21 protein-coding genes are annotated in these 26,080 nt (G+C 41.7%); 9 read left to right on the top strand and 12 right to left on the bottom strand.

Going from position 1 to position 26,080, the window contains the following annotated elements; translation table 11 throughout:
* Window positions 1-306 precede the first annotated feature (306 nt).
* Window positions 307-1,755, top strand: a complete 1,449-nt coding sequence (locus RMX89_RS04800) for an AAA-like domain-containing protein (RefSeq protein WP_322688113.1) — start codon at window positions 307-309, stop codon at window positions 1,753-1,755.
* 108 nt (window positions 1,756-1,863) lie between these two features.
* Here the strand turns inward: RMX89_RS04800 and RMX89_RS04795 are convergent, their stop codons facing one another.
* On the bottom strand, window positions 1,864-2,259 hold the full coding sequence (locus tag RMX89_RS04795; RefSeq protein WP_322688112.1) for a hypothetical protein: 396 nt from the start codon (window positions 2,257-2,259) through the stop codon (window positions 1,864-1,866).
* 611 nt (window positions 2,260-2,870) lie between these two features.
* Here RMX89_RS04795 and RMX89_RS04790 point away from each other — a divergent pair.
* Entirely contained in the window at window positions 2,871-3,362 is a 492-nt protein-coding gene (locus RMX89_RS04790) for an orange carotenoid protein N-terminal domain-containing protein (RefSeq protein ID WP_322671374.1), read from the top strand.
* A gap of 125 nt (window positions 3,363-3,487) precedes the next feature.
* Here the strand turns inward: RMX89_RS04790 and RMX89_RS04785 are convergent, their stop codons facing one another.
* From RMX89_RS04785 to RMX89_RS04775, 3 genes are all read right to left on the bottom strand, one after another.
* Window positions 3,488-3,646 carry a hypothetical protein gene (locus RMX89_RS04785; protein WP_322688111.1) on the bottom strand — a complete coding sequence of 53 codons (159 nt, stop codon included), beginning with the start codon at window positions 3,644-3,646 and terminating at the stop codon, window positions 3,488-3,490.
* A 76-nt stretch (window positions 3,647-3,722) separates the two neighbouring features.
* A complete protein-coding gene (locus RMX89_RS04780; protein ID WP_322671403.1) occupies window positions 3,723-5,366 on the bottom strand; it encodes an acetolactate synthase large subunit in 1,644 nt (547 codons plus the stop codon).
* Between the two features lie 205 nt (window positions 5,367-5,571).
* Window positions 5,572-6,939, bottom strand: a complete 1,368-nt coding sequence (locus RMX89_RS04775) for an NAD-dependent succinate-semialdehyde dehydrogenase (RefSeq protein WP_322688110.1) — start codon at window positions 6,937-6,939, stop codon at window positions 5,572-5,574.
* A gap of 224 nt (window positions 6,940-7,163) precedes the next feature.
* Between RMX89_RS04775 and RMX89_RS04770 the strand changes: the two genes are divergently transcribed.
* A complete protein-coding gene (locus RMX89_RS04770; protein ID WP_322688109.1) occupies window positions 7,164-7,787 on the top strand; it encodes a Uma2 family endonuclease in 624 nt (207 codons plus the stop codon).
* 95 nt (window positions 7,788-7,882) lie between these two features.
* On the opposite strand, the gene RMX89_RS04765 is transcribed toward RMX89_RS04770, so the two are convergent.
* Both RMX89_RS04765 and RMX89_RS04760 read right to left on the bottom strand, forming a co-directional pair.
* Window positions 7,883-9,535, bottom strand: coding sequence for an adenylate/guanylate cyclase domain-containing protein (locus RMX89_RS04765; RefSeq protein WP_322688108.1), 1,653 nt, complete (start codon window positions 9,533-9,535; stop codon window positions 7,883-7,885).
* A 185-nt stretch (window positions 9,536-9,720) separates the two neighbouring features.
* Window positions 9,721-11,061 carry a DEAD/DEAH box helicase gene (locus RMX89_RS04760; protein WP_322688107.1) on the bottom strand — a complete coding sequence of 447 codons (1,341 nt, stop codon included), beginning with the start codon at window positions 11,059-11,061 and terminating at the stop codon, window positions 9,721-9,723.
* Between the two features lie 216 nt (window positions 11,062-11,277).
* Here RMX89_RS04760 and infC point away from each other — a divergent pair, with 216 nt between their 5' ends.
* Both infC and RMX89_RS04750 read left to right on the top strand, forming a co-directional pair.
* Window positions 11,278-11,790 (top strand): translation initiation factor IF-3, encoded by a 513-nt coding sequence (gene infC, locus RMX89_RS04755; RefSeq protein WP_322671380.1) that lies wholly within the window; start codon window positions 11,278-11,280, stop codon window positions 11,788-11,790.
* A gap of 581 nt (window positions 11,791-12,371) precedes the next feature.
* On the top strand, window positions 12,372-12,995 hold the full coding sequence (locus RMX89_RS04750) for a PAS domain-containing protein (protein WP_322671381.1): 624 nt from the start codon (window positions 12,372-12,374) through the stop codon (window positions 12,993-12,995).
* A gap of 15 nt (window positions 12,996-13,010) precedes the next feature.
* On the opposite strand, the gene RMX89_RS04745 is transcribed toward RMX89_RS04750, so the two are convergent.
* Both RMX89_RS04745 and RMX89_RS04740 read right to left on the bottom strand, forming a co-directional pair.
* Complete coding sequence (locus tag RMX89_RS04745; protein WP_322688106.1) at window positions 13,011-13,718, bottom strand: Crp/Fnr family transcriptional regulator; 708 nt, start codon at window positions 13,716-13,718, stop codon at window positions 13,011-13,013.
* Between the two features lie 81 nt (window positions 13,719-13,799).
* Window positions 13,800-14,414 carry a TetR/AcrR family transcriptional regulator gene (locus RMX89_RS04740; RefSeq protein ID WP_322671383.1) on the bottom strand — a complete coding sequence of 205 codons (615 nt, stop codon included), beginning with the start codon at window positions 14,412-14,414 and terminating at the stop codon, window positions 13,800-13,802.
* A 358-nt stretch (window positions 14,415-14,772) separates the two neighbouring features.
* On the opposite strand from RMX89_RS04740, the gene RMX89_RS04735 reads away from it, so the two are divergent.
* From RMX89_RS04735 to RMX89_RS04725, 3 genes are all read left to right on the top strand, one after another.
* Window positions 14,773-16,083, top strand: a complete 1,311-nt coding sequence (locus RMX89_RS04735; protein ID WP_322671384.1) for an HlyD family efflux transporter periplasmic adaptor subunit — start codon at window positions 14,773-14,775, stop codon at window positions 16,081-16,083.
* 186 nt (window positions 16,084-16,269) lie between these two features.
* Window positions 16,270-17,442 carry an ABC transporter permease DevC gene (devC, locus tag RMX89_RS04730; protein ID WP_322688105.1) on the top strand — a complete coding sequence of 391 codons (1,173 nt, stop codon included), beginning with the start codon at window positions 16,270-16,272 and terminating at the stop codon, window positions 17,440-17,442.
* 95 nt (window positions 17,443-17,537) lie between these two features.
* Entirely contained in the window at window positions 17,538-18,242 is a 705-nt protein-coding gene (locus tag RMX89_RS04725) for a DevA family ABC transporter ATP-binding protein (RefSeq protein ID WP_322686822.1), read from the top strand.
* Between the two features lie 57 nt (window positions 18,243-18,299).
* Here RMX89_RS04725 and RMX89_RS04720 read toward each other — a convergent pair whose 3' ends face one another.
* From RMX89_RS04720 to RMX89_RS04705, 4 genes are all read right to left on the bottom strand, one after another.
* Window positions 18,300-19,250: a nuclease A inhibitor family protein gene (locus tag RMX89_RS04720; protein WP_322688104.1), complete on the bottom strand. Its 951-nt coding sequence runs from the start codon at window positions 19,248-19,250 to the stop codon at window positions 18,300-18,302.
* A gap of 72 nt (window positions 19,251-19,322) precedes the next feature.
* The gene (locus RMX89_RS04715; RefSeq protein ID WP_322688103.1) at window positions 19,323-19,937 is read right to left on the bottom strand and encodes a hypothetical protein; all 615 of its coding nucleotides are present in this window, start codon (window positions 19,935-19,937) and stop codon (window positions 19,323-19,325) included.
* A 142-nt stretch (window positions 19,938-20,079) separates the two neighbouring features.
* Entirely contained in the window at window positions 20,080-24,234 is a 4,155-nt protein-coding gene (locus tag RMX89_RS04710; RefSeq protein WP_322688102.1) for a hypothetical protein, read from the bottom strand.
* Window positions 24,235-24,809: 575 nt separating this feature from the next.
* The gene (locus RMX89_RS04705) at window positions 24,810-24,953 is read right to left on the bottom strand and encodes a hypothetical protein (protein WP_322688101.1); all 144 of its coding nucleotides are present in this window, start codon (window positions 24,951-24,953) and stop codon (window positions 24,810-24,812) included.
* Window positions 24,954-25,005: 52 nt separating this feature from the next.
* On the opposite strand from RMX89_RS04705, the gene RMX89_RS04700 reads away from it, so the two are divergent.
* A complete protein-coding gene (locus RMX89_RS04700) occupies window positions 25,006-26,052 on the top strand; it encodes an ABC exporter membrane fusion protein (RefSeq protein WP_322688100.1) in 1,047 nt (348 codons plus the stop codon).
* The last annotated feature ends 28 nt before the right edge of the window (window positions 26,053-26,080 follow it).

Below are 26,080 nucleotides of genomic sequence, written 5' to 3'. Positions count from 1 at the left end.
CTTAATAAAACAGTATAAATAAAGTGAACTATTAAGGCTTGTGATTTTTTATTTGCAAATGGTAAAGGATGCTTGATACAGAAATGTCTGCACCTTTCCATAGAAATAGCAAAAATGGCAATTGATGTAGTGACGTTTATTTATACCTACCCATCTAACTATCTTCAAGTATAAATGTATATTTTTTTACTAGCTGAAAAACACTTTAAGAACGGGTAAGTAACTGTTCAATAACTACTTAAAAACATGAAACAATGAGGAGATAGCTAAGACGGTCAGAAAAAAAGTAGATAGATAATTAATGATATGAAGCAATCTAAGAGTACACGAAAGCGGGGACTTATCTTAACGATCGCTGGGCTGAAGCGTTTACAAAGGGCAATTCTGGCTATAGAAAAGGTAGAAAACAATGGACATCGCTTCACTCTAGAAGATTTAGGCGATCGCATGAAGGTATCTACCAAAACTCTAAACCGATTATGGTCATTGAATACAGGCGTGGATCAAAAAACCTTGAAATTGTGCTTTAGCGCCTTTAACCTAGAATTATGCAGCGAAGACTATGCAATCCTGAGTGAGCCGGATCGTAATGAAGGTTCTCGTACTCTCTCAATGAGTTTAGATACAAGAGAAGAAAAATTATTTCCGTCTTTATCCTTAGATTCTTTGGCGACTCAACACCACAACCAGCTCGAAAATCTTTGGTCATACCCAGATGGCCCAGTACCTGTAGATTCCCCCTTCTATGTCGATCGTCCCCCCATTGAGGAACTTGTTTATCGAGAAGTAATTCAACCAGGCTGTGTGATCCGGATTCGAGCACCAAGAGAAATGGGAAAAAGTTCTCTTGTGCTGCGGCTGTTAGCCTTTGCCAAGATGCAAAGTTATCGCTCGGTGAATGTGAATTGTAACCAAATCGATTCAAGCTGTCTGACAGACTTAAATAAACTTTTGCGTTCTTTTTGTTGGCAAATTGCAACAGAATTAGGCATTGACCCAAAGCTAAATGAAAACTGGGATGAGGAAATAGGTTGTAAGTTGAGTTGCAGTTTATATTTGCAATCTTATTTGCTCAAGCAGTGCAAAAATCCAGTAGTTTTAGTTTTAAATGAGGTTGACCGCTTTTTTGAATATCCAGAAATTGCTCCAGAGTTCTTTGGTTTGTTGCGCTCTTGGTATGAAGAAGCACGACAAGATTCCAACTTACAGAAACTCAGACTAGTGGTAGTTTACTCCACAGAAGTATATGTCTCGCTGGATATCAACCGTTCTCCATTTAATATTGGACTACCGATCCGTCTGCCAGAATTTACTGCCCACCAAGTAAAATACTTAGCCCTACGACATGGTTTAGATTGGACTTCTGATAACGAAGTTAAGCAACTAATGTCTCTTGTAGGGGGACATCCAGCACTGATTCGGATTGCTTTATATTATCTATGCTGTCAAGGAATGACCTTAGAAGAACTGATAGAAGATGCGATCGCTAACGGCGGTATTTATCGCTATCATCTATGGCGACACTGGGCAATCTTACAAGAAAATCCTAGTTTAGTAAAGGCGTATGTTGGCGTTGTAGCGGCAAAGCAAAGTATTTCTCTCAATCCCATTGACGCTCATAAGCTCGAAAGCTTGGGTTTGATCGCTTATGAAAGCGATCGCATCTTACCGCGTTGTGAACTCTACCGTGCTTACTTTAGAAAACAACTAGGTGTTGCTGAATTTGAATATGAATCATTGCAAAAACGTGCTTGAGAAAAAACTATCACACACTCTTTTTCTGAGGTTCACCGTAATGGCTCCTTTTAATCCCCTACTTGGCAACCCTCTAGGGATTAGAACAAGGTTCCCAACGAAAAATAATTAATTGTTTGACCAATAAAGCTGATAATTCTCGATATAAAATTTTCCATTATTGGAAGACATTTTGAAAAAGAAGTAATAATCTTCTGGCTCCCAAATACCAAATTCTTGCTCTTGTTCTTGAAAACTAGCTGTCGAACCACTATTGGGGATAGTCATGCTAGCAGTTAGTGTTCTATTTTGTGCTCTCATTAGAAAAATTTCTAGCAGACAGAAACCCTGTAGTTCAGCAGAATAACGAATTTTGAAACGGATTTTTCCACCATCGCGTAGAGTCTTTTGAATAGAAAAATTTTCAGTTTTAACGGGATTGCCAGATAGATAAATGCCTTGACCTTGCGTTATTATATAACTTTGTCTTTCGTTGAATGAATTCACAAATTTTTCTTCTCCCAAAGAATAGAATTGATTGATATAATTGTATTATTAGCGAGCAAATAACTGTTTTTAAAGATGGGTTATTTCTGTGCTTCTGAATATTACGTTTGTATTTTCCAGCTATCTTCAAAAAAATGCAATGACAGTTAAGACAGTTAAGAAGACAGTTAAGAAAATAATGAAAAACTGAATTATGCAGAGCGATGCCTGCGGCGGGCTACGCCAACGCAACCCGTGAAAATAGAGATTAACAATTCTTCATTTATGAAGAAGAGGGGAATGGGCAAAGGGGAAAGGGGAAGGGGTAAAGGAATGGAATTTTTCCTTTCCCTTTAACCTTTTCCCCTTTTCAGTAATTACTAATAATGTTCGCAAACTCGCTATCACTGGATTTGCACAATTACAATAAAAATAACATCTATCCAGGGAAATAGCTTTTAACAATTATTCAATTTGGCAGCAGACTTTTAATTGCCAATTATTTCATTTGGCACTTGTCAAGCATTATTGTGGCTTTGAACGATCTTCTTTATGATTTTAAGACATATGTCTTCAGTAGGGTAAAACTCTAAATATACATTTGGTAACATTGCTTAAGAATAAATAAGTAATTGCAATTGAAATTAATCATGACATACACACAAACCAACGATCCAACTATTCGCGAACACGTTCAAGCTTGGCAAAACTTAAATGTAGATCAACAACTTGCTTTGTTTTGGTTTATCTATAAAGAAATGGGGGGTTCAATTACTCCAGCTGCTCCTGGAGCCAGTACTGTTTCTCCAGAAATAGCTGAAGGTTTATTTAATCAAGTTAAGGAATTATCTCACGAACAACAATTACAAGTTCAGCGTGATTTGATTAATAAAGCGGATAGCCAAATTTCTCGTGAGTATGGCTCTTTGGGTGATACCACAAAACTCCTATTTTGGTATCGATTATCTCAAGGAATGGATGATGGGACTATCATTCCTGTACCTGGTGATTATCAACTTCCTTCCGAAGCTAAAGCTTTGTTTGGCAAAATTCAAGGATTAGAGTTTGAGCAGCAGATTACTCTTTTCCGCGATTATGTTTCGCCAATGGGTACTGAAGCAAAATCAGGTGCTGAAATTTAGAATTTTTGAGGATGGTTAAGGCTATCTATTAACCCAAGTTGCGGGTTATCAAGTACAAACTTAGTATTGATTGCGATCGCAATCAAATTCGCTTGCGGGTGGGATTGCTTCTTCGTTCCTCCTGTCTACGAGACGCTGCGCGATCGCAATAATAATTTAAATTGTTGCAAGACTTCCCAATCCTTTATAGGTACAGTAGGCTCAAAGGGATCTTCATAGTGAATAACTGTTCCCCGTAAAGAATAAAGTGGTGCGTTACCCCAAGTGCGAACGCACCCTACCAAAACACTAAAAAAGTTAGGAATAAATAACTCCTAACTCTTGTACAGACGCGATTAATTGCATCTCTGTTTTTTACATTTACAACGCACAAGTCAACTCGCCGGCTTTTTGACTGAAGCGGTGATTCTCCCGATAATCTACGGGACAATCTATCACGGCGGGTACATCTTGAGCGAGGGCTTCTTTCAAAGTGGGAATCAAATCTAAAGCCGATTCAACTCGGTAGCCTTTTAAACCCATGCTTTCGGCTAATTTGACAAAATCAGGATTGCTAAAATGCACAAAGGATGAGTTTCCTTTGCCAAATTGATTTTCTTGCTTCCACTCAATTAACCCATAGCCACCATCATTGAAAATTATCGTCACAAAAGGCGTACCGACACGCAACGCTGTTTCTAATTCCTGAGAATTCATCATAAAGCCGCCATCGCCTGTGACAGCAATAACTTTGCGCTTAGGATGAACAAGTTTTGCTGCTAAAGCGCCAGGAATTGCAATACCCATAGCTGCGAAGCCATTGGAAATTATGCAAGTATTGGGACTATGGCAATGATAATGACGAGCCATCCACATCTTATGTGCGCCAACATCAGAGATGACGATATCATCTGGGCCCATCACTTGGCGTAAATCATAAATTAACTTTTGCGGCTTGATCGGAAATCCGTCATCATGGGCATACTGTTCGTAATCAGCCCGAATCTCCGATCTTAAGCTAATAGCAAAGGGATCGGGTTTGCCTTGTCTGTCTGCTAATTTTAAGATTTCATAGAGGGAATCTGAAATATCTCCCACAACTTCGGCGTTGGGAATATAACTACTATCAATTTCTGCCGGATTTACCCCAATATGCACAATCGGAATTTCACCATTACGATTCCATTTCTTCGGGGAAAACTCAATCAAATCATAGCCGATCGCAATTACTAAATCTGTGTTATCAAAGGCACAGGTAATGAAGTCTCTTTGCTGTAATCCCACTGACCACAAAGCTAGTTGATGTGTGTAGGGAATCACGCCTTTACCCATGAAAGTATTGGCAACAGGTATATTCAGCAAGGTAGCAAATTGCGTTACGGCATCACTGGCATGAGCGCGAATTGCTCCATTTCCGACTAAAATTAATGGATTAACTGCTTGGCAAATTGCAGCAGCTGCTGCCCGAATGCTAGCAAAAGATGCATAAGTTTTTTCGCTATTATCCTTACGCAAAGGTTTGCCTTCGACGGGCATAGCAGCAATATTTTCTGGCAAATCGATGTGAACTGCACCAGGTTTTTCCGATTGCGATCGCTTAAATGCTTTCCGCACTACTTCTGGTGTAATACTCGGTCGGACAATCTGCTTATTCCACTTGGTAACAGGTGCAAACATTGCCACCAAATCTAAATATTGATGGGATTCGATGTGCATTCTATCTGTTCCCACTTGACCGGTAATCGCCACTAAGGGCGCACCATCGAGATTAGCATCCGCTACCCCAGTCATTAAGTTGGTTGCTCCAGGGCCAAGAGTAGAAAGACATACTCCGGCTTTTCCGGTTAAGCGTCCATAGACATCGGCCATGAATGCTGCACCCTGTTCGTGACGAGTCGTAATAAATTTAATTGAAGAATGTTTTAGCGCTTCCAAAACGTGAAGATTTTCTTCACCAGGAAGTCCAAAAATGTATTCCACTCCTTCATTTTCTAGGCACTGCACCAATAACTCTGCTGTATTCATTTTATTTTCCGACAACTCTATTAACGAATAAGACTTTTGTTCTTTGTCATTAGTCATTTGTCTTTTGTCCTTTGTCATTTGTCTTTTGTTCTTTGTCCTTTGTCATTTGTCATTTGTTCTTTGACTAATCGCTAATGACTAATGACCAATGACCAATGACCAATGACCAATGACCAATGACTAATGACTAATGACCAATGACTAATCATTTAACCCACACAGTTTTAACATTGACAAACTCATGTATACCTTGGATACTCAATTCTCTGCCATATCCAGAACGCTTGATGCCACCAAAGGGCAACCGAGGATCGGATTTGACCATACTGTTGATAAACACTGCACCTGCTTCGATTTCTTCAACCAAGCGATCGCTCTCTTGGTCGTTGGTTGTCCAAGCACTTGCACCTAAGCCAAAGGGTGAGTCATTAGCGAGTTTAATGGCTGCATCAATATCTGTAACCCGGAATAACAAGGCTACCGGGCCAAAGAATTCTTCTTTGGCAATTGGTGTGTCGCTGGGGATATCTATGATAATCGTTGGCGGATAAAAGTTTCCAGGACGATCTGAAAAAGGATGTCCGCCGGTGAGGACTTTACCACCGCTGCTAATAGCACGTTGCACTTGTTGTTCTAAATCCTGGAGAATACCAGGAGTTGCCAGTGGGCCTAAATCGGTATCTGGTTGCATGGGATCGCCAACTTTGAGCGCCTCAAATTTTTCTAAAAGTAATTTTTCAAATTTGTCTGCGATCGCATCTGCGACAATAAAACGTTTCGCTGCAATACATGATTGCCCGTTATTTAACATTCGTGCTGTAGTAGCTGTGACAACTGCTGTCTCTAAGTCAGCACTTTCTAACACAATAAACGGGTCACTTCCTCCTAATTCCAAAACTGTTTTTTTAATTTGTTTGCCGGCGGCGACGGCGAGGGATGCACCGGCTGGTTCGCTTCCGGTCAAGGTAGCAGCTTTTACGCGGTCATCAGCCATTAAATCGGCAACTTTGGCAGCGCCTATTAATAGAGTTTGAAACGCACCTTCAGGAAAACCTGCGCGTCGGATAATATCTTCAATTGCTAAGGCGCACTGCGGCACGTTGGAAGCGTGTTTGAGTAAGCCGACATTCCCCGCCATTAGGGCTGGTGCGGCAAAGCGGAACACTTGCCAAAAGGGGAAATTCCACGGCATCACTGCGAGAATTGCACCTATTGGTTGATAACGTACAAAACTGTGGCTGGCATCAGTTTTTATACTGACATCAGCCAAGAAATCAGGGGCGTGTTCGGCATAGTAGCGACAGACAAGGGCGCATTTTTCGACTTCTGCGATCGCAGCTTTAAATGGTTTACCCATTTCTAGAGTCATCAATTTAGCAAATTCTGCTTTGTCCTGCTCTAAAATATCAGCAGCTTTTGAAAGCCACTGCGATCGTTGAGAGAAACTAGTCTGACGATACTGTTCAAAAGTCCGATCGGCTAAATCGAGTTTAGCGGCAATTTCTGCATCATTGAGCGCCTCAAAGGTTTTAAGCGTCTCCCCAGTGGCGGGATTAATGGTGGCGATCGCCATTACCTGACCTCCCGTTAAAAATAGCTTCGGTAGGCTTCCTAGTGTTACACAGATCAATTCTGGAAGCTACACCCAAATTCTAGTCTTATAACCCAGAATTAGTTGCTTAATATTACAATTTTGCAATTATTTCTGAAATAAAATATACCAATTAATAAGTGTTAATAGTGAGGAATTAAATACAAGTAAAGTTGCTATAATTTGCACAATTGAGGAATCAAGCCATGACTCAAGTCTTACGCAAAGTAGTTACATTCGATGAATTCGTTGCTAAATACCCAGATAACACAGGACAACGTTACGAATTATATGATGGAGTAGTAGTAGAGATGCCACCACCAACAGGCGACCATGAAGAGGTGATTGGATTTTTAGCTACAAAAATTACTTTAGAATATAGTCGCCTTGGTCTGCCATATGGTATACCAAAAACAGTATTAGTCAAACCACTTGAAAATGAATCAGCTTACTCACTAGATGTATTACTCCTAAATCTTCCTAATTTAGTTAATGAACCTCGGTGGAAAAAAGAATCAACTGTTACTCAAGCAGCATCAATTCCTTTAGTAATTGAGGTGGTAAGTACAAACTGGCGTGATGATTATCTGAAAAAATACGCCGATTACGAAGAAATGGGAATTCCTGAATACTGGATTGTCGATTATGCTGCATTAGGCGGTAGAGAATTTATTGGCAAACCCAAACAACCTACTATTTCGGTTTGCTCTTTAGAAGAAGGTGAGTATCGCGTTAGTAAGTTTCGAGGAAATGACCGCATCGAGTCGCCAACTTTTCCAGAGTTTAATTTGACAGCAGAGCAAATTTTTCGCGCTGGCACAGTCAGGTAATTCGTAATTCGTAATTCGTAATTCGTAATTTATCTTTATAGGAGTATGTCACTAGATGGGTTACATAATCTAGACCTCAAAGCCCATGCCAATCCCTAAAGATTCATGATTGGAGCAATGATTGTTGGTACTGGTTGCAATTTTGTCTGATAAACCTTAACTAATCGCTCAATACCTTTGAAACGATAATCTCCCATTTCTTGGAAGTCTGAGGGTTGTGAAAGCATTGTATGGGTGGCTTCACTAATCACGCATTCACTAGGGGGACAAACTGCTTCCATCCGAGCAGCAAGATTAATCGTTGCGCCTAATGCCGTATAATCTACCCTTTGGGAACTACCAACATCTCCCACCACTGCTTTACCGCTATTAATCGCAATCCGTAATTGCAGAGGTTCTAGCCAAAAACCATTGGCATTCAGATGTTCGAGACGAGTGAGCATTCCCTTGGCAGCTGTAACAGCGCGATCGGCATGATCTGCTTGCGGTTCTGGAGCGCCAAAAAATGCCATAATACAATCGCCAATATATTTATCTAAAGTGCCACCGCAAGTAAACACTTCTTTTAGCATTTCTTCAAATAAATTATTTAATAGTTGAGCGATCGCAGTTGGTGTTAATCTTTCAGAAATTGCCGTAAAGCCAACTAAATCAGCAAACAAAATACTGATTTCGCTCTCGGTGGGAGCTAAACGACCACCTGGTAATCCGCCTACAGAGATCAACTGCTGTACAACTGCTGGAGAATGATAGCGTTCTAGTCGGTGACGAATCATCTCTTCAGTTTTGAGTTTTTCTACTAATAGCCAACGCTGCACGCTAGAAGCGACAAGGTTTGCTAAAGCAGAAAAAAAGCTCAATTCTTCTTCACCTTCATTTGCCCAATGATAAGAAGAAAAATTGGCATCGGCATACAATACGCCCACAACTTTATTTTCATCCCATAAAGGCACTGCCATCGCGCTACGAATGCCTTTGACTAAAATACTCTGTTCGCTAGCAAACCGTTCATCCTGATGAGTATCACCGGTTTGAATGACGACTTTTTCGTCAAAGACTTTTTGACAGATACTACGACTAATCCAACTACCATCAGAAGGGAGATGTTTCTGTTGGGAAATATTTCGAGTGGCAGCATTCATTAATTCCAACTGGCCGCAACCATTGACATCAATTAATAATGCCAAGCGATCGATACTATCAAGATAACGAAAAACTACTTGCTGCACTTGAGAAAAAATCTCTTCTATAGATGCGGCTGCACAAAGATTTTTCGCTATGTCAACTAAATCTTTGAGACGGGCAATAGTTTTGTCCTTATTACTGATGTTGCCATCTTTGCTATCAGCTGCAATCCATTGCTGTTGTAATTGTTCAACATTATGAAGGATTGTTCTTTGCTCGTTAATGTCCGAAATTCCGGGATACTCATGTGTCGGTTGAGAAACAGGGGTTGTGAGCAGCACTACCAGGCTAACATTGCCCAGCCAAACGATATCACCGTGATGTAACTCTTGGGGATAGTTAACCAGATATTTATTGACTTGCGTCCCGTTTTTGCTGCCCAGATCCTCAATAGTCCACACACCGTCAGCCGTTTTTACTAGGCGAGCATGGTTGCGGGATACTCCACCAAAAGGTAAGTACAAGTTACATTCCGGCAAACGACCAATTGTAAATACATCTTGGTCAACTGCGATCGTGGTTTCGGTATCTCCCTCTTGTAGGCGTAGCGTCAGTTCAGTCATGAGTGTGATAGATCCATCGAAGCTAGAGGTCAAGCAACTCTAAGGTAAGTTATACCCTACAGATTAACCTTCACCTTTTGTTTATGACACTGTTAACTGCATTCCGACAACTGTATGTGACAGAGATTACATTGAATATTTTCTAGGAGCCGTGAAAAATCAATCTATTGAACAGCTAACAAATGTTAGCGATCGCCTTTAGCAGAACGGCGCGATGCCGATGAACGAGCGCCAGGTTTCTGGCCATTGGTGGCAGGTGGCGCTGCTTTACGTTTAGCTGATTTCTGTGGTAACGGTTTAGGAGTACGAGCCGGACGCTTCTCACCTCCAGGCTTGGCTCTGTGTTGCCGTCCATTTGGGATTGGTTCGGGGTTGGTATCGGGGTTAGGCGCAAAACCAGCAACCACTTCCTTCGGCAAGCGTTGCTCAATCAGTTTTTCGATATCTTTCAAGAGATGCTGTTCATCGATACACACTAGCGATACAGCTTCACCTGATGCGCCAGCGCGACCGGTGCGACCAATACGATGAACATAATCTTCTGGTACATTGGGCAAATCAAAGTTAACAACATGGGGCAGTTCGCTGATGTCAAGCCCCCTAGCAGCTATGTCTGTCGCCACCAATACTTGTAAGGTGCCATTTTTGAACTTGGCCAGAGCGTTAGTACGCACAGGCTGGCTCTTATTACCGTGGATTGCCAAGGCTTGAATGCGGTCTTCGCCCAATTGCTTCACCAAACGATCGGCGCCATACTTGGTACGAGTGAACACTAGCACTTGATACCAATTATCTCGCCGAATCAGATGAGCAAGTAATTGGCGTTTTTTGTCACGGTCTACTTGGTAAACTTTCTGGGCGATCGTGTCGGCGGTAACGTTGCGGCGTGCTACCTCAATCATCGTCGGATTATTGAGTAGTCCGGCGGCTAGTGTCTTAATTTTGTCTGAGAAAGTCGCGAAAAATAGCAAATTCTGTCGCTGTTTGGGCAAAAGTAAGAGGATGCGGCGGATATCATTAATAAAACCCATATCCAGCATCCGATCGGCTTCATCCAGCACCAAAACCTCAATCTGCGATAAATTCAGCGTACCCTGCTGTACGTGGTCTAGCAGTCGCCCTGGAGTCGCAACCAAAATATCCACTCGACCCCTCAAACGCTGTTTTTGCAGATTAATACTGACTCCACCAAACATCACCATCGAGTTGAGATTTAAGTACTTGCCGTACTCGCGCACGCTTTCTTCCACTTGGGCAGCGAGTTCGCGAGTCGGGGTGAGAATCAGTGCCCGGATTGGTGGGTATCCATTAGACGTAGCTTTGCTCTTATTAGACGACAATCGATGCAAGAGCGGCAGTGTAAAACTAGCGGTCTTTCCAGTGCCAGTTTGTGCCCCAGCTAATAAATCTTTACCCGACAAAACAGCAGGAATCGCCTGCATCTGGATTGGCGTGGGTTCCGTGTACCCTCGTTCGGTAACTGCACGGATAATTTCATTGGACAAGCCGAGATTGGAAAAAGACATAAGACTCCAAAAATAACATCGGCCTGTCGCCAATGATGGCGTCAGTCTTAGGCGGACGGATAAAAATCATTGAAAAGCTGGATGGGCAGTAGCGCAAAGACTGAGAGCGAGTGCCGCAGTGCTTCATTCTAACAGATTGGCGTTCATTGTGTTGTTTAAAGTTGCTCTGATTCTGTGTTGTGTTAAATTGGCATTACCTGCTTGTAAAGCAAAGTATTGAACAAATGGGAGAAATTCGTTATCGCAATCCAAAAGCAACTGATTAATTCACAAATCAAGTCACCTAGCGTCTTCTTGATCGACCATGAGAATAACAATCGTGGTCTAATCGACACCAATGAGGCGTTACAGCTAGCCGAAAGCTTAGAGCTTGACTTAGTTGTAGTCTCTCAAGGTAAAGACGCTCCAATCGCCAAGATTCTCAACTATGGCAAGCTTCAGTATCAAAAGAAAAAACGTCAAAGCCAAAGTGCTAGACCCACGGTAAAAGAAGTTCGATTCGGTTTAAACGTGGGTCTGGCTGATTACAATTTACGCATCGAACAAGCAGGTCAATGGTTGAGTAAAGGCGATTCTGTCAAGTTTGCCATTCGTTTACGAGGCCGAGAACATCAATATCGTGACAAAGCGGGAGAGATGCTAGACCGAATTGCAAACGATCTTAGTAAAGTAGGTAAGATCCAGTCGCTAGATAAACGTGCCCTAGTTATTCAAGTCATTCCTGCCTAGTTATCTAGCGATCGCTGGAGGATATAGTTGTAGCAGCTTGTAAGGAAGGCACTGTAGCTTCTATGAAAAAAACATTGGCATTCTCTCTGTTTAAGACAGCAAGGGGATTTTTTCATTGTGCATCAAGTCGTGCTTGCACAGAGCTACGCTGGAGATGATGAAATCTTAAACCAGTGGGGGATGCCATAACCCCAAGTACTGGGACATCGAAATATCCCAGATACTTTTTACAAATATTAATAGAGCCAACCCCATCTCTGTATAACTCAAAGCCGCACTAACAATTAAAGGTGCGGCTTTTGGGTTTATGTCGTTTATCACTTTTTAGAGCGAAGATAATAGACCTCTTGCAGGTCTATTGTACGGAATCGTACTGACTAGGAGCCACTAAGTTTTTTAGTCTTTAAACAATACTTAAATCTAAGTAACCCCTAAGTCTAAGAAATTTGAGAACAAATTCATCAATGGCAATATCTCTTAACTTCTCGTTACTAGGTTTATAGCCAGTAACGAATGATTGGTGGGATAAAACCCATTAGGAATTGGTTAACAGTCTCTTTCTATTCAGGGATTGAACTTATATGTCACCTGAATTGATAATGAATCTAAATATGTTTGCCCAGAAGTTACAGTCACTGCAAGAGCGTTTAGCTAACTTGTACGAAGATGCCAACACCACAGTACAGCCAGAAAGCGATTTGCTGCTGGCAGTCTTGAAAGAACTTGATACTGCTTCAAAAACACTAGAGATAGCTACAGAGAAACTGTTCGAGCAAACTCAAAAATTGGTAAATGTACAAACGCGGCTTAGAGAAGTATACAAGCGCTACCAAGACCTATTAAATTTCATACCAAATGCTTACTTGGTGAGCGATACACAAGGGAAAATTCTGTCAGCTAATCGTGCCACTGCTACACTGTTCAATCTTCAACAACGATTTTTGGTAGACAAACCGTTGGTCTGTTTCATTGCAGTAGAAAAACGTCAGGCGTTTCGTTCTCAACTAAACCAGATGCACAGTTCTGAGTGTGACTATGTGCAAGAGTGGATATTACAGATACAGCCCCGTGACTGTGAGCCTTTTGAGGCTGCTATGACTGTAGCTCCTATCCGCGATGTTAAAGGCAAGTTAACAGGCTTGCGCTGGATGGTGCGCGACACCGATCGCGTCTCGTGCCAGCCTCTATTATCGCTAGAAAGGTGAGAAGGACTTTGTTCGTTATCTCTCTAGCTTAAACTTTAGCAAGCGATCGTATTCCTGTTTGATTACCTCATAACACTCACAAGAAGCTTTTTCTAGTCCCTGCCGATCGATGGTTTTGATTTTCTTTCGGCCGCATTCGATGAGACCTTTCTTTTCTAGGATGTGGGCGGTTTCGGTAATACCAGAACGGCGCACGCCCAGCATATGGGAGAGGAACTCATGGGACAAAAATAGTTCATCGGAGTAGAGACGATCGCTCGACTCAAGCAACCAACGGGCCATGCGTTTTTCTATAGTATGAGTGCGGTTACAGGCAACATTCTGCGAGATTTGCGCGATATAAGCCTGTGTGTATTTGAGCAGCACGTCCCGCAACGACTTATTGGTGTCGAACTCGTGAAGCAGCAGATGTGCCTTCATTTTCACCGCCTTACCGGGAATCTGTATGATGTACTCGGTCTGCGTCGTCTCCTCACCGCCCATGAAGGCGTTGATCCCTACCATCTCGCGGCTTCCGACCACTCCGGCTTCTACTGTAATGCCGTCCATCATCGTGATGGTGACTGAAATCAGGCAGGTGAGGGGGAAGTAAACTTCTTCGATGGCTTCGCCCGGTCTGTTGAGTATCTTGCCGGATGAAAGGTCTACCTGCTCCATTTTGCTTTCTATCCGCTTGTACACCTCGCGGGGCAAGGCGGTGAGCAGAAGGTTTTCAGTAGCCATATTTTTGTTAGGGCTTGTTTTTTAACTATCAGTTTATGACCTTTCGACCAAACAAGCGCTACGCACCGGGAGATAACCAAATCAATCCGCACATTTAGTGATTAGGTGTGTCAAGGCATCAATCAGGCGATCGCTTTCCATTGGTACGATGTCCTGTCCATGCATCACATTTTGAGTAATATGAAAATGCACCAATGTTCCTAAGAGAATTCTTGCTGTTGCCTCTGGGTCAGGTATGTTTAATTCTGGAGCCGCCAAGTAGTGAGTGAGAGTTTCCGCTACTGGTTTAATCATCACCCGAACACAAATTTGAGCTAACTCAGGAAAACGCCCAGATTCTCCGATTAGTACTCGCATAAATGCACTATGTTCTTCGTCATTAAGCATCTGATCTAATGCTTTGGTTGCTACCTGGCGCAGTATTGTGGCTGGTTCTCCCTCAATCGGTTCTGTGCCAAAAATGGAACTATTCTTTTTACTTGTCAGTTGCTCTAACAGTACTTTAAAAAGTCCTTCTTTATCTTGAAAGTGGCTGTAGACTGTCGCTTTAGAAACACCTGCTGCTACTGCTACCCGATCCATGCTTGTACCAGCATAGCCATGTTGAAGGAATTCTTGCATTGCCCCTTGCAGAATTTGCTCCACTTTATCAACGGAATTGTCTCGATCCACTTCGTCAGCTTTGATGCGTACCATTTATTAATCATCCTTTCTTATAAACAATATTAATAGATGCTGCAAAATGCCCCAGGATGAAATGGCGAAAATGAAGGAGGCAGGAGGCAGGGGGCAGGGGGCAGTCTTCCTCATGCTTTCGGTGATAAATATACCCTTCGATAAAGCCCAAAAGCCTCTATTATCAGCTTTTCTCTCTGCTACTTTCTTGTGGTAGACAATCAATCTTAATCGGAAATAGCATTTTGCTGAATAATGCCGAGTAAATTGATTGACAAGTTTGGTTGTATCTTCTTGACTAAACTAGTCCGTTTAGTTTAGCATAAATTGAACTGGACAGTTTAGTACAAGTTGCTACTGGTGGTAAGGGGAAAATAGTATGGAGCAAAACAGGAATTCAGAGGGTTTAAGGTCTTCTCAGAATCTTTTGCGATCGCCTCTTCTACTTGCAATTATTGCAGCTTTTGTGACAGGTGCATTCAGTGTTTATACAGTATCGAGGCTTCAGGCTACAGGTAATGAAAAGCAAAAAGCACCAGTAGCAGTTCAGCCTGTGGTAAAAACAGTAACAGCATTAGGGCGGTTGGAACCAAAGGGAGAGGTAATAAAACTGTCAGCGCCTTCTTCAATGGGTGAAGGAAATCGGGTAGAGCAACTATTGGTGAAAGAAGGCGATCGCGTCAAAGCTGGGCAGGTAGTTGCGATTATGGACAACCGCGCTCGCCTACAAGCTACTTTGGCTGAAGCACAAAAACAAGTTCAAGTTGCCAAATCCCGCCTTAACCAGGTAAAAGCTGGAGCCAAACAGGGAGAAATTGGAGCGCGTCAAGCTACGGTGAATCGCGTACAAGTAGAACTACAAGGAAACATTAAAACTCAGCAAGCCACAATTAATCGTCTAGAAGCAGAACTCCTTGGGCAACAACGCAGCTTGCAAGCAACAGTAGCTCGCGTAGCCGCCGAAAAAAATAATGCCCAAGCTGACGTGCAGCGCTACGAAACTTTATACAAAGCAGGAGCAATTTCTAGCGAAGAAGTTGATAAAAGACGCCTAAGCGCTGAAACTTCTACTCAAGCCTTAATTGAAAGCCAAGCCACCCAGACAAGAACTGTAGCGACCCTACAACAGCAGCTTAACGAAGCAAAAGCCAACCAAAATCAAACCCTTGCCAGCTTGCAACAGCAGATTAACGAAGCAAAAGCTAACCTAAATCAAACCACTGAAGTTCGTCCTACAGATATAGCAAATGCACAAGCAGAGATAGACAGCGCTCAAGCCACCGTGGAGAAAATTAGAGCAGAACTGGCAGAGGCATACGTTGTGGCTCCTAAAGCCGGTCAAATTTTGGAAATAAATACACGAGCCGGAGAAACTGTTGGCAATGAAGGAATTGTGGCTTTAGGTCAAACCGACCAGATGTATGCAGTAGTAGAAGTGTACCAAAGTGATATCAAGAGAGTGCGTCCGGGACAACCGGTGCTGGTAAGCAGTGATTCCCTCCGCAATGAATTAGGGGGAAGAGTGGATTGGATTGGTATGCAGGTAAAGCGGCAAAATCTGATCAATGCTGACCCCTCTAGCAATATTGATGCCAGAGTAGTAGAAGTGCATGTGCAACTAAATAAACTATCCAGCCAAAATGCTTCTAACTTAACTAATTTACAAGTCAAGGCGGTGATTGAACTTTAAAGGGAATTGGGCATTGGGCATTGGGCGTTAGGAGTGCTGAGTTAGGAGTTAAGAGTTAAGAGTTTTGTTTATCTCCTTGTCCTCTTGTCCCCTTGTCCCCTTGTCCCCTTGTCCCCTCATCTCCCCTGCTCCCCTGCTCCCCCTGCTCCCTCCTCTCCCTCATTTCCCCACTCCCCACTCCCTCTTATGAAATTAATCGAACAAGTACGGCGGCGAACGCCTTTAGGATGGCTGCAACTAAGTCATGAAAAAGGTCGTCTTTTGGTGGCATTGTCAGGTATTGCCTTTGCCGATGTTTTGATGTTCATGCAGCTAGGGTTTCAGAATGCCCTGTTTGAAAGTAACACAATGCTGCATCGGAGTATGCAGGCTGATATGTTTGTCATCAGCCCGCAAGCACGTAATCTAGCATATATGTCTAGCTTTACGCGGCGGCGGTTGTATCAAGTAATGGATGTACCAGGTGTAAAGTCGGCAGAAGGAATGTATGTCAACATTGTTGATTGGAAAAATCCCCAAACACATCAGAAGACGACAATATTAGTTATGGGGTTCAATCCCGATCGCCAAATGTTGAACTTAGCGGATGTGAATCGCCAGATAGATGCTATTAAGCTACCAGATACTGTTCTGTTCGATCGCGCCTCTAGAGGAGATTACAATGAAGCGATCGCCAAAATTGAACAAGGTAAAACAGTCACAACCGAAATAGAACGGCGGACAATTACCGTTAGCGGCTTATTTTCAGTCGGAGCTTCCTTCATAGCCGATGGTACTTTAATCACCAGCGACCAGAACTTTCTGCGATTATTTCCCAGACAAGAAGCCAGCAGTGTCAGTTTAGGTTTGGTGCAGTTGCAACCAGGCTATGACCCAAAACAGATGAAAGCAGCTTTAGAATCTCATTTAGATAATGATGTTAAAGTTTTAACCAAAGCAGAATTTCTCGAATTTGAAATAAATTATTGGAAAACAAATACGGCGATCGGATTTATCTTCAGCCTGGGTGTAGCAATGGGGTTTCTAGTGGGCGTGATTATCGTCTATCAAGTTCTTTCTACAGATGTGAATTCCCATATCAAAGAATACGCCACTTTTAAAGCAATGGGATATAACAATCTCTACTTATTAGGTGTGGTGTTTGAAGAGGCGATAATTTTGGCAGTTTTAGGCTTTATCCCAGGAGCGATCGCACCTTTAGGACTTTATCATTTAACTCGTAATGCCACCAATTTGCCAGTTTACATGACCGTAGCACGAGCTTTGACGGTATTAACTCTGACGATGATTATGTGTATAATTTCTGGTGCGATCGCTACTCGGAAATTACAGTCTGCTGACCCCGCAGATATGTTTTGAAATTAGTCCTTTGTCATTAGTCATTTGTCATTTGTTACTCAAAAGGACTAATGACTAAGGACAAATGACAATCATCACGAGTAATCAAGCTATTTATGAGTAGTCAACCTGTAATTTCTGTTAAAAATCTCGACCACTATTTTGGTCATGGTCAACTCCGCAAGCAAGTTCTCTTTGATATCAATTTGGATATTAACGCTGGCGAAATTATTATTATGACTGGGCCTTCTGGTTCTGGTAAAACTACACTTCTCACTTTAGTTGGCGGCTTGCGTTCTGCCCAATCTGGCAGTTTGCAGATATTAGAACAAGAACTGTGTGGTGCTAACAAAGGACAACTTACCCAAGCACGACGCAATAACGGTTATATTTTCCAAGCCCACAATTTGCACGGTAGCCTGACAGCGCTCCAGAACGTCAGAATGGGTTTGGAAGTGCATAATAATATTTCGGTGGCAGAAATGAAAACCCGGTCAGCCCAAATGTTAGAGGAGGTAGGATTAGGAGAGCGCCTGAATTATTATCCTGATGATTTATCTGGGGGACAAAAACAAAGAGTTGCGATCGCTCGTGCATTGGTCGGTCGTCCTAAAATTGTCTTAGCAGATGAACCTACCGCCGCCCTTGACAGTAAATCGGGACGAGATGTAGTTAACCTCATGCAAAAACTAGCTAAGGAACAAGATTGTACCATTCTCTTGGTTACTCATGACAACCGCATTTTAGATATTGCCGATCGCATCGTTTATATGGAAGATGGCAAGTTAGTAAATGACAGTGCTGTTGTTGCAGCATCTTAAGCAGATTCTTTGTGAGCAATTCTCACAAATCCAATACAATCAACGAGCAACATATTTTTAGGGATTGTAATCAAAATCACTTTCTATATAAATGCCAGTTACATCTCCAGCATTGGTTTGGCCAATGACATATATACATTCACGATTCCAAAAACTACATCTAATCATTCTTAAATCGGAAAGATTTTGTGTCAAAAATTGATTTATTTTTTGATACTTGGGGTAAAAATTAACCATTTCATCTTTGTCCCATCTCCAAGATAAAGCTTCTGGGCTAAATTCATAAAATCTAGCAATATCAAGCATTCCTGCTTGATGTAGAGCTATTAACAGAGCTTTTTCTTTAGAGTTTGCTATCCCAGTGACTAAATAATGATTGAATCTATAATCATAACCACCACCGTAATAACCATAAATACTAATAGGTTGTAATTGATTGATGATTTGCTGAAATTCATCTTTCAATTTAGCGGTATTGCTATCCAAAGATGACTGCATTGTTAAATCAGGTATATTATAGCATTTTATTTCTCCTTCTAATTTTGTCTCTCTAGCAACAGTTTGAGAAAAACAAAACCAATTATTTTCTTGGTTTTGCCCTAACACCACATAAAATGAATAGGCAGGAATTTGACTGAATTTAAAAACTTCTATATTGTAGATATTTTTTTGGATGGTATCAGCCAAAGTCTGATATATCTTTGCTCTTTCATCAGCTAATTCAAAACTGATAATATCTTCATCTTCATAGTCACCAGGATCATCATCTGGGTTTAAATAACCGCGACGTTCTAATGCTTGCCAACTTTTTACAGCAACATCAATATCCGTTAGAGTTATCCATCCTCGATCGTGTCCAAGATTAAGTAAACTAAAATCGCCTTTTTGAGTTATATCCCAAAAGAAAGGTTCTAAACAGGAATTTTCATTATTTGGTAAATGGAAATTGAGGTATTGCTCAGTTACAATTTCAAGAGTAGCTAAGATTTTTTCGGTTTCAAAATTCATACAATTAGCTATAATTAATTTTAATGTTGATACTTGAGCAAATTATTTTTTTATTTACGATGATTATCATAACTATGCTTGTAGCAAAGCAGTTTGAAATGGTTGCAACAGAATACCAAGAATTTTCTCAACATCATTGATATAGTATTCAACTATATCAATGTATGCTGTTAGTCCTTCCAACATTAAAAACCGCCAGTTGGTTCCACTAGTGACAGCTCCATAGATTGTCTTAACTTCTTGTTGAGTATTTTGATTGAATAATTGGGCAGCTAGCATAGTGGCAATACATTGTCCTAAACCACCTTTGATATTTTCATTTTTCGCCTCAACAATTGTCATTACAGGCGCTTTAATATAAAATTGTTCTTCAGAACCAGAGAGAATGAAATCACAAAATTCATTTAATCCTTTACTACTATCTACATCAAAATCTGTTCCAAAAAACAGTGATATTTGATAATTTAACTTTCGCCTAACTTCCGTAAGAACTGGCATAATTAGTAATTCTGAACGCGCTTTTTCAGTGTTGATGGCAGTTGCTAATTGAGTATATTCTTCTAAGAGCGTTGTTAAGGTAGGGGAAGGTTGAATAGGCGACACATCTTTGAAAAGATTGCGCTTTTCATCAATTACAAGTTGAAATGTTTCTCGAACTTTGGCAAGTGTGAAATCACTGTATGCCATCTGCAACATCCTCAATTATTTACAAGTTATACCAATTCTCTAAAATCCAGCAACAAATTCAAACCCTGAAACCCCTACTAAATCTGACGGATATTAATTACGAATTACGAATTACGAACTTGTATTGAGCGCAGCCGAAATATTACGAATTGGTATTAACTCTAGCGGCTGCGCGGACAATCCGGTTGCTATCTTCAGCAAGTTGCTGGCGTAAAACGCTTGGAGTCCCTGAATTATCAGCAACGGCGTAGCGTTCTAGCCAGGATGCAGACTGCGCTGCTTGAGTCAGCACTTCATGAGGAGTTAGGGGATTAAGCAGTGTCACGAACCGCACAAAGGCATTTTCTGAACTCGCGTATTCTACAAGTATGCTTACTAAATCATCAGTGCTGGGGTTGTAGAGGCGGCTGAGTCCGCGCAATGTGGGACTGGTTTGGCGGGTGGTGGGTTGGACAACTAAATCGCGGAGGGTTTCGCGGATGGATGCAGGTGTGTTGGGATTTTGAGCAACTGCGCGGCGGACTTCGACTTTTTCATCGTTTGCCAGTTGTGTCAGTATTGTTTCAGGTAGGTTAGAATTGCTAGCCGCAGCAGTGCGAACACTGGAGTTTTCATCACCTGCGAGAACTTGTAAAACAGTAATTGGTGTATTGAGGTTAGTCGCTACTTTGATTCGCACCTCTACTTGTTCATCCTGTGCCAGTAATTCCAAAACGCTTACAGGTGCGTTGATTGTAGCCGCAACAGCTTCACGCACGGATATTTCCGTATCTTCTGCTAACTGTAACCACAACGCCTCTGTCAAATTGGGATGGCGAACTAAATAAATCCGCACTTCTACACAAGGATCTTGGACAAGAATGCTCAGTAGTTGTGGTGTTAAGCTGGGGTTGTATGCAAGCGATCGCACTATATTATCATCAGTTGTGGGTGGAAGAATCGAGTGGCGATCGGGTGTTGCACCGATAAATTCTCTTCTTGCTAAAATCTCCAATGCCTCAATAGGTGTGCGAGAATTACCAGCTATAGATTGCAGCACATCATTATGATTCCCCGGAAATGCACTTTTGAGCATATCCACTGTTTGATTTGGCATATTTCCTGAATTTTGGCTACTCAAAACAATTTCAGCAAGTGCGCGAGGCGGTGTGTTGGGATTGCGAACAACTTCCAAACGAGTTGTAAAATCTGGGTGATTAGCTAGCACTTCTAAAGTTTCAGGAAATGTATTAGCATTACTGGCGACAGCACGAACTGTAGCTACATAAGAGTCTCTAGCTAACTGTCTTAAAACGGTGGCTGGTGTATTAGGGTGAGATGCGACTCGATACCGCACTGAACTATCGGTGTGACTTGCTAACTGTGACAAAGTTTCAGCAGGCATTTGTGAACCTTTGACAGGATGTTTAATAAAATCAGCAAGATTTTTGCTACTCATGTTTTTAACCGCCTGAGCAAGCACAATCCCTGGTGTATTAGGATTACGTTGATTTACGAGATTTTCTTCTAAACCCAAGCGAGTAAGAATTGTGACAGGAGTATTAGGATTAGCAGTTAGTTTTGCTTTTACTTCACGGCTAGTATCGTTGGCTAACCGCGTCAAAATTTCAACAGATGAATCGGGATGTTCTGCAACTTTGGCTCTGACTTGCTCAGATTCATCTTGCGCTAATATTTCTAATAGTTGAATAGCTGTTGACGTTTTATTATGAGATGATTTATAGGCAAGTGTCTGTCGAATTATTACACTAGAATCTCGTGCAAGTTCGAGTAAACGATTGAGAGGTAAATTGGAGTTTTGTGAAACAGCTTGACGCACAGTTTCATCTGGATCTTTTGCCAGTTGCTCCAATATTTGAATCGGAGTTTTATTGCTACGTGCTGCGATCAATTTAGCTTTTTGATCCCCTTTTTGCACAACCTGCGCCAAAGCGTAAGGACTATCGGGACGCTGTGCCATTAATTGGTGAGCTTTGGCAACTTCTTGAGCTTCTTCTTTACCAAGTAGCAATCGATAACGTTCTAAAATAGGTAAGTTGGGATTTGCAATCACTAAGTCAAACATTGTGACATTACTATCAGTTTGTCTCTCATGGGGATGATGGACAAATCGAAGCAGTGAATCAGCAGGAGCGTTTGGGTTTTCAGCAATAACCCTCCAGATCGAATCATGCGGTTGTGGCTCATCTGCAATTCGTCTGAGAAGATATTCAGGTGTAGCCGGATTTCTGGCGATCGCTTCTTTTTCACCTCGTTCAACTAATTGTTCTAAAATATTTTGCGGAGTTCGAGGATCTCCAGCCATCCTTTGACGGATATTTGCATAGTTTAACATCTCTTGAAAATACTCTCTTCGCTCATCTTCGGAAGTAGCTGGATTGTAAATAAGTGCTAAAAACAGGTCACAATCACTGAAAGGATGATCTAAAGGAATTGATGGTCTAATAAGTTGATTTTTTAACTCTTCTCTTAAAGTAACTGGAGTATTTGAATTACCAATTAATGCTATACCAACAGAACGTAGGTAGTTTTTCACATCACTTTCAATCAATGCCAAGATTTCTAGAAGATTTGCAACAACTTTTTGCAGTAATTTATTTGGTAATTTCGGCAGCACCTCCGCCCAAAAAGGTATTAATTGAGATACATAGGAATTTCGTTCAAAAGGTGAATCTCCAAGTTCTTCAACATACTCTAAATCCTCTATAATTCCTGTCCAATGTTTAGCATTTTCCACCATATTAAGACACTCAATCATTTCTATCCAGCGATCGATATCAACAGATATACCTGCTGAATACAAAATCTCGTGCTTGAAAAAAGACATAAATCTATCTGCGGTAGATTTATAAGACCAAGCATCAACGGCATATTCAGAGGCTAAAACTCGTCTAATTTCTCGTAATAGCTTTGTGTGATAAAACTCATTTCGTCCCATCGCCTCCAAAATATGTACAGGAGTATCTGGGTGTGCTGCAATTTGGACTTGAATCTTCTCATCAGGACAAACAGCTAAATCTTCTAGTAAACTCAGCTTAAGTTCTGTTGGAGTTAAAGAATTCTGAGTAACGGCTATCTGTACATTAGGATTAGGATATTGTGCCAAATGTTGTAAAATTTCCACTGAAACTTGGGGATGTTTAGCAATATCAGCCAAAAATCCTATCTCATCTTGAAGCCATTTTTGCACGGTCATGCCTTCTTCTAAAGTTTGGAATATCAGTGAAAAATTAGTTTGGCTCTTCAATGCCTCCAAATCAACATTCGCTAACTCAGATAAAATCCAGGTTGGTGTATTTGGCTGATCTAGAAACAGATACCGCCATTTGTAATTTTTCCAAAGCGGTTTCTCTGTCGCTACTTCGTTAAAAAATCGCTCTAAAATACTAGTTGGTAAATTTTCCCTTCTTTTCAAAAGCTGCTGTTGAGTTGGGAACAGTTGATGCAATATTTCTTCCGTTGCATTCCTATGTTCTGCGACAGCTGCTTGTATCGCTTTATCTTGATTTTCTGCCAACACAGCCAACACATCTGCCGGTGTTTCTGGATTCTTCGCTACCGCTAACTGAATTTTGTACACTGCATCTCCAGCCAACTGCATCAGCGTCTCTGCTGTCGCTGAGGGATTTTGCGCCACAGCCAACCGCACCCACGCCCAACGACTCTGCCCCAGCATCGCTAATTGTTCGCTATCGGTATTCCAGTCAGATGCAATAACATACTGTCCTTCCACGAGTTCAATTAATGGTGGTGGACAACTGGGATTAAATTTCACCGCCAACCGCACTGGTAATTCTAAATCACCTGCTAATTGTTCCAACACTGCTGACGGCGTTTCTGGCGACTCTGCTACCTGTAACCTCGGTTCTAAAGTTGGTTCCTGTGATAGTCGTTGTAGTAATTGCAACCGATAACGCAACGGCATTTGGGGATTTCGCAACCCTTGAATTAGTGGTTCGGCTGGAACCCATTCGCTGAGAAAGCAAGGAGGTACAGTCCCGATTTTGAGAAGTTCTACCGCCAATCGGTCGTTTTGCCCTAGCTGACGCTGTTGCAGGATTTCATCAACTGCTTGCTGCCAGCCGTCTGTTATTTCTCCTGCCAAATTTACGTGTAAGCTTGCTGCTTCTGCTACCTGCTCATCAGGACTATTAACTAGAATCTCTAGGAGACTACGCGGTGTCTGATGGAAACTAGCAACGGCTAATTGCAATGCTACTGACTGTTGCAATAACTCCTCTGGTGCTGACAAAAATCTTTGCAAATCCGATCCGCTAACTGGTTGAAGAGGTTGCATGGCTGTATAACTAAAAGTTAGTACATTTATACTATAAAAAGATGCGTCAAAACTATTGTGAAAGTTCTGTATCGCTATCTTTATAATTCCCAATAGCAAACAGACTTAATACAGCAATCCTATTTGATTTGTGAAAATTGCAAGCTACAGGTATCCCAATGCGGTTTAGTTAACGTTATCTTTGAATGGGATTATAGCGGTTCTTCGCTGAGTGAGGTACATCATGTCATTAGGAAACACTATAATCATCAAAATTTGATATAAATTTCCACCGATCGCAATCACAGCAAATATTTTTTGTTATTTACTTAATTTGATTGTGATTGTTGGCGCTGTTACAACCCAGAATTTTAAAACCGTTTACTATACCTGAGTACTTTCATCAAACAAAAGTAGTTTGCTAAAAACATAAACCTCTAATTCGGTAGAGATATTCGTTGTTATCCTAACCAGCTAAATCACTTCATCTAAGTAAAAGCTCAACAATTTCCAAATTATTTTATGGACTTGGAAGTTATAAATCAAGAATAACTGACTAAAGAAGTAGCAATTAGCAAACAAGTACGGAGAAAAGCCTAATCTGTTCTTTTTTCTGCGCCACTAGTTAAGAGGTAATCTATGGTGCGAAACTCAAAGCTAGGGTACAGAACGTCCCCTAAGTCTATTCTGCGTCCATCCGTTGCTATAGGTATAACTATATCTTTATTGGTTGGCGGCATAAGTTTTTATATAGTAAAACGCGGGCAAAATTATGCCAATCAAGAGGCACAAGTGCCAGCAACACAATTGCCACAATTAAAAACAGTAACAGCTTTAGGGCGACTCGAACCACAGGGAAAGGTAATTAAACTCTCTGCTGCGGTGTCTGCGGAAGGAAGTCGGGTAGAAAAGTTATTAGTGAAAGAGGGGGATAAGGTAAAAGCAGGACAAGCGATCGCAATTTTGAACAGCCGCGATCGCCTCCAAGCAGCATTAAAAGAGGCGCAAGAACAGGTAAAAGTAGCCCAAGCAAACCTAAACCGCACCCAAGCAGGTGCTAAACGCGGTGAAATTGCCGCCCAAAAAGCTGCGATCGCTCGTCTAGAAGCCGAACGCCAAGGTGATATTAATGCCCAAGCCGCGACAATTGAGCGATTTCAAGCCGAAGTGCGTAACGCTCAAGCAGAAGACGAACGCTATCAGCAACTATATCAACAGGGCGCAATTCCCGCCTCGCAACGGGATAGCAAGCATTTAAACTTGGAAACCGCTCAAAAAACCTTGCAAGAAGCCCAAGCACAGTTAAATCGTACCCAATCAACTAGTCAGCAACAAGTTAAACAAGCTACAGCAACACTCGATGAAATCGCCGAAGTGCGCGGAGTGGATGTAGAAGCTGCTAAAGCAGAAGTCAATCGTGCCCTAGCAGCGATGAATCTGGCAAAAGTTAATCTAGAACAAGCTGAAGTGCGATCGCCTCAAAATGGACAGGTATTTGAGATCCATACCCATCCTGGAGAATTAGTATCAAATGATGGCATTGCAGATATTGGACAAACCAGCCAGATGTATGTCATCGCCGAAGTCTACGAAAGCGATATCGGCAAAGTGCATTCAGGGCAGCAAGTGCGAATCTTTGGTGATAACCTCCCGATTGAATTGCAGGGAATCGTAGATCGCAAAGGCTTGCAAGTGCGACGGCAGAATGTCATTAACACAGATCCCGTCAGCAATATCGACAACAGAGTAGTAGAAGTCCACATTCGACTAGATGAAACTTCCAGCCAAAAAGCCGCCACCTTAACCAATATGCAAGTTAAGGCAGTAATTGAATTGTGAAAAGGGGATTGGGGACTGGGTAGTGGGT

The organism is Nostoc sp. DedSLP04 (assembly GCF_034530775.1).
GTDB lineage: Bacteria > Cyanobacteriota > Cyanobacteriia > Cyanobacteriales > Nostocaceae > Nostoc.
The sequence above is the reverse complement of the archived record's forward strand: the minus strand, read 5'-3'. Positions and strand labels throughout refer to the sequence as shown.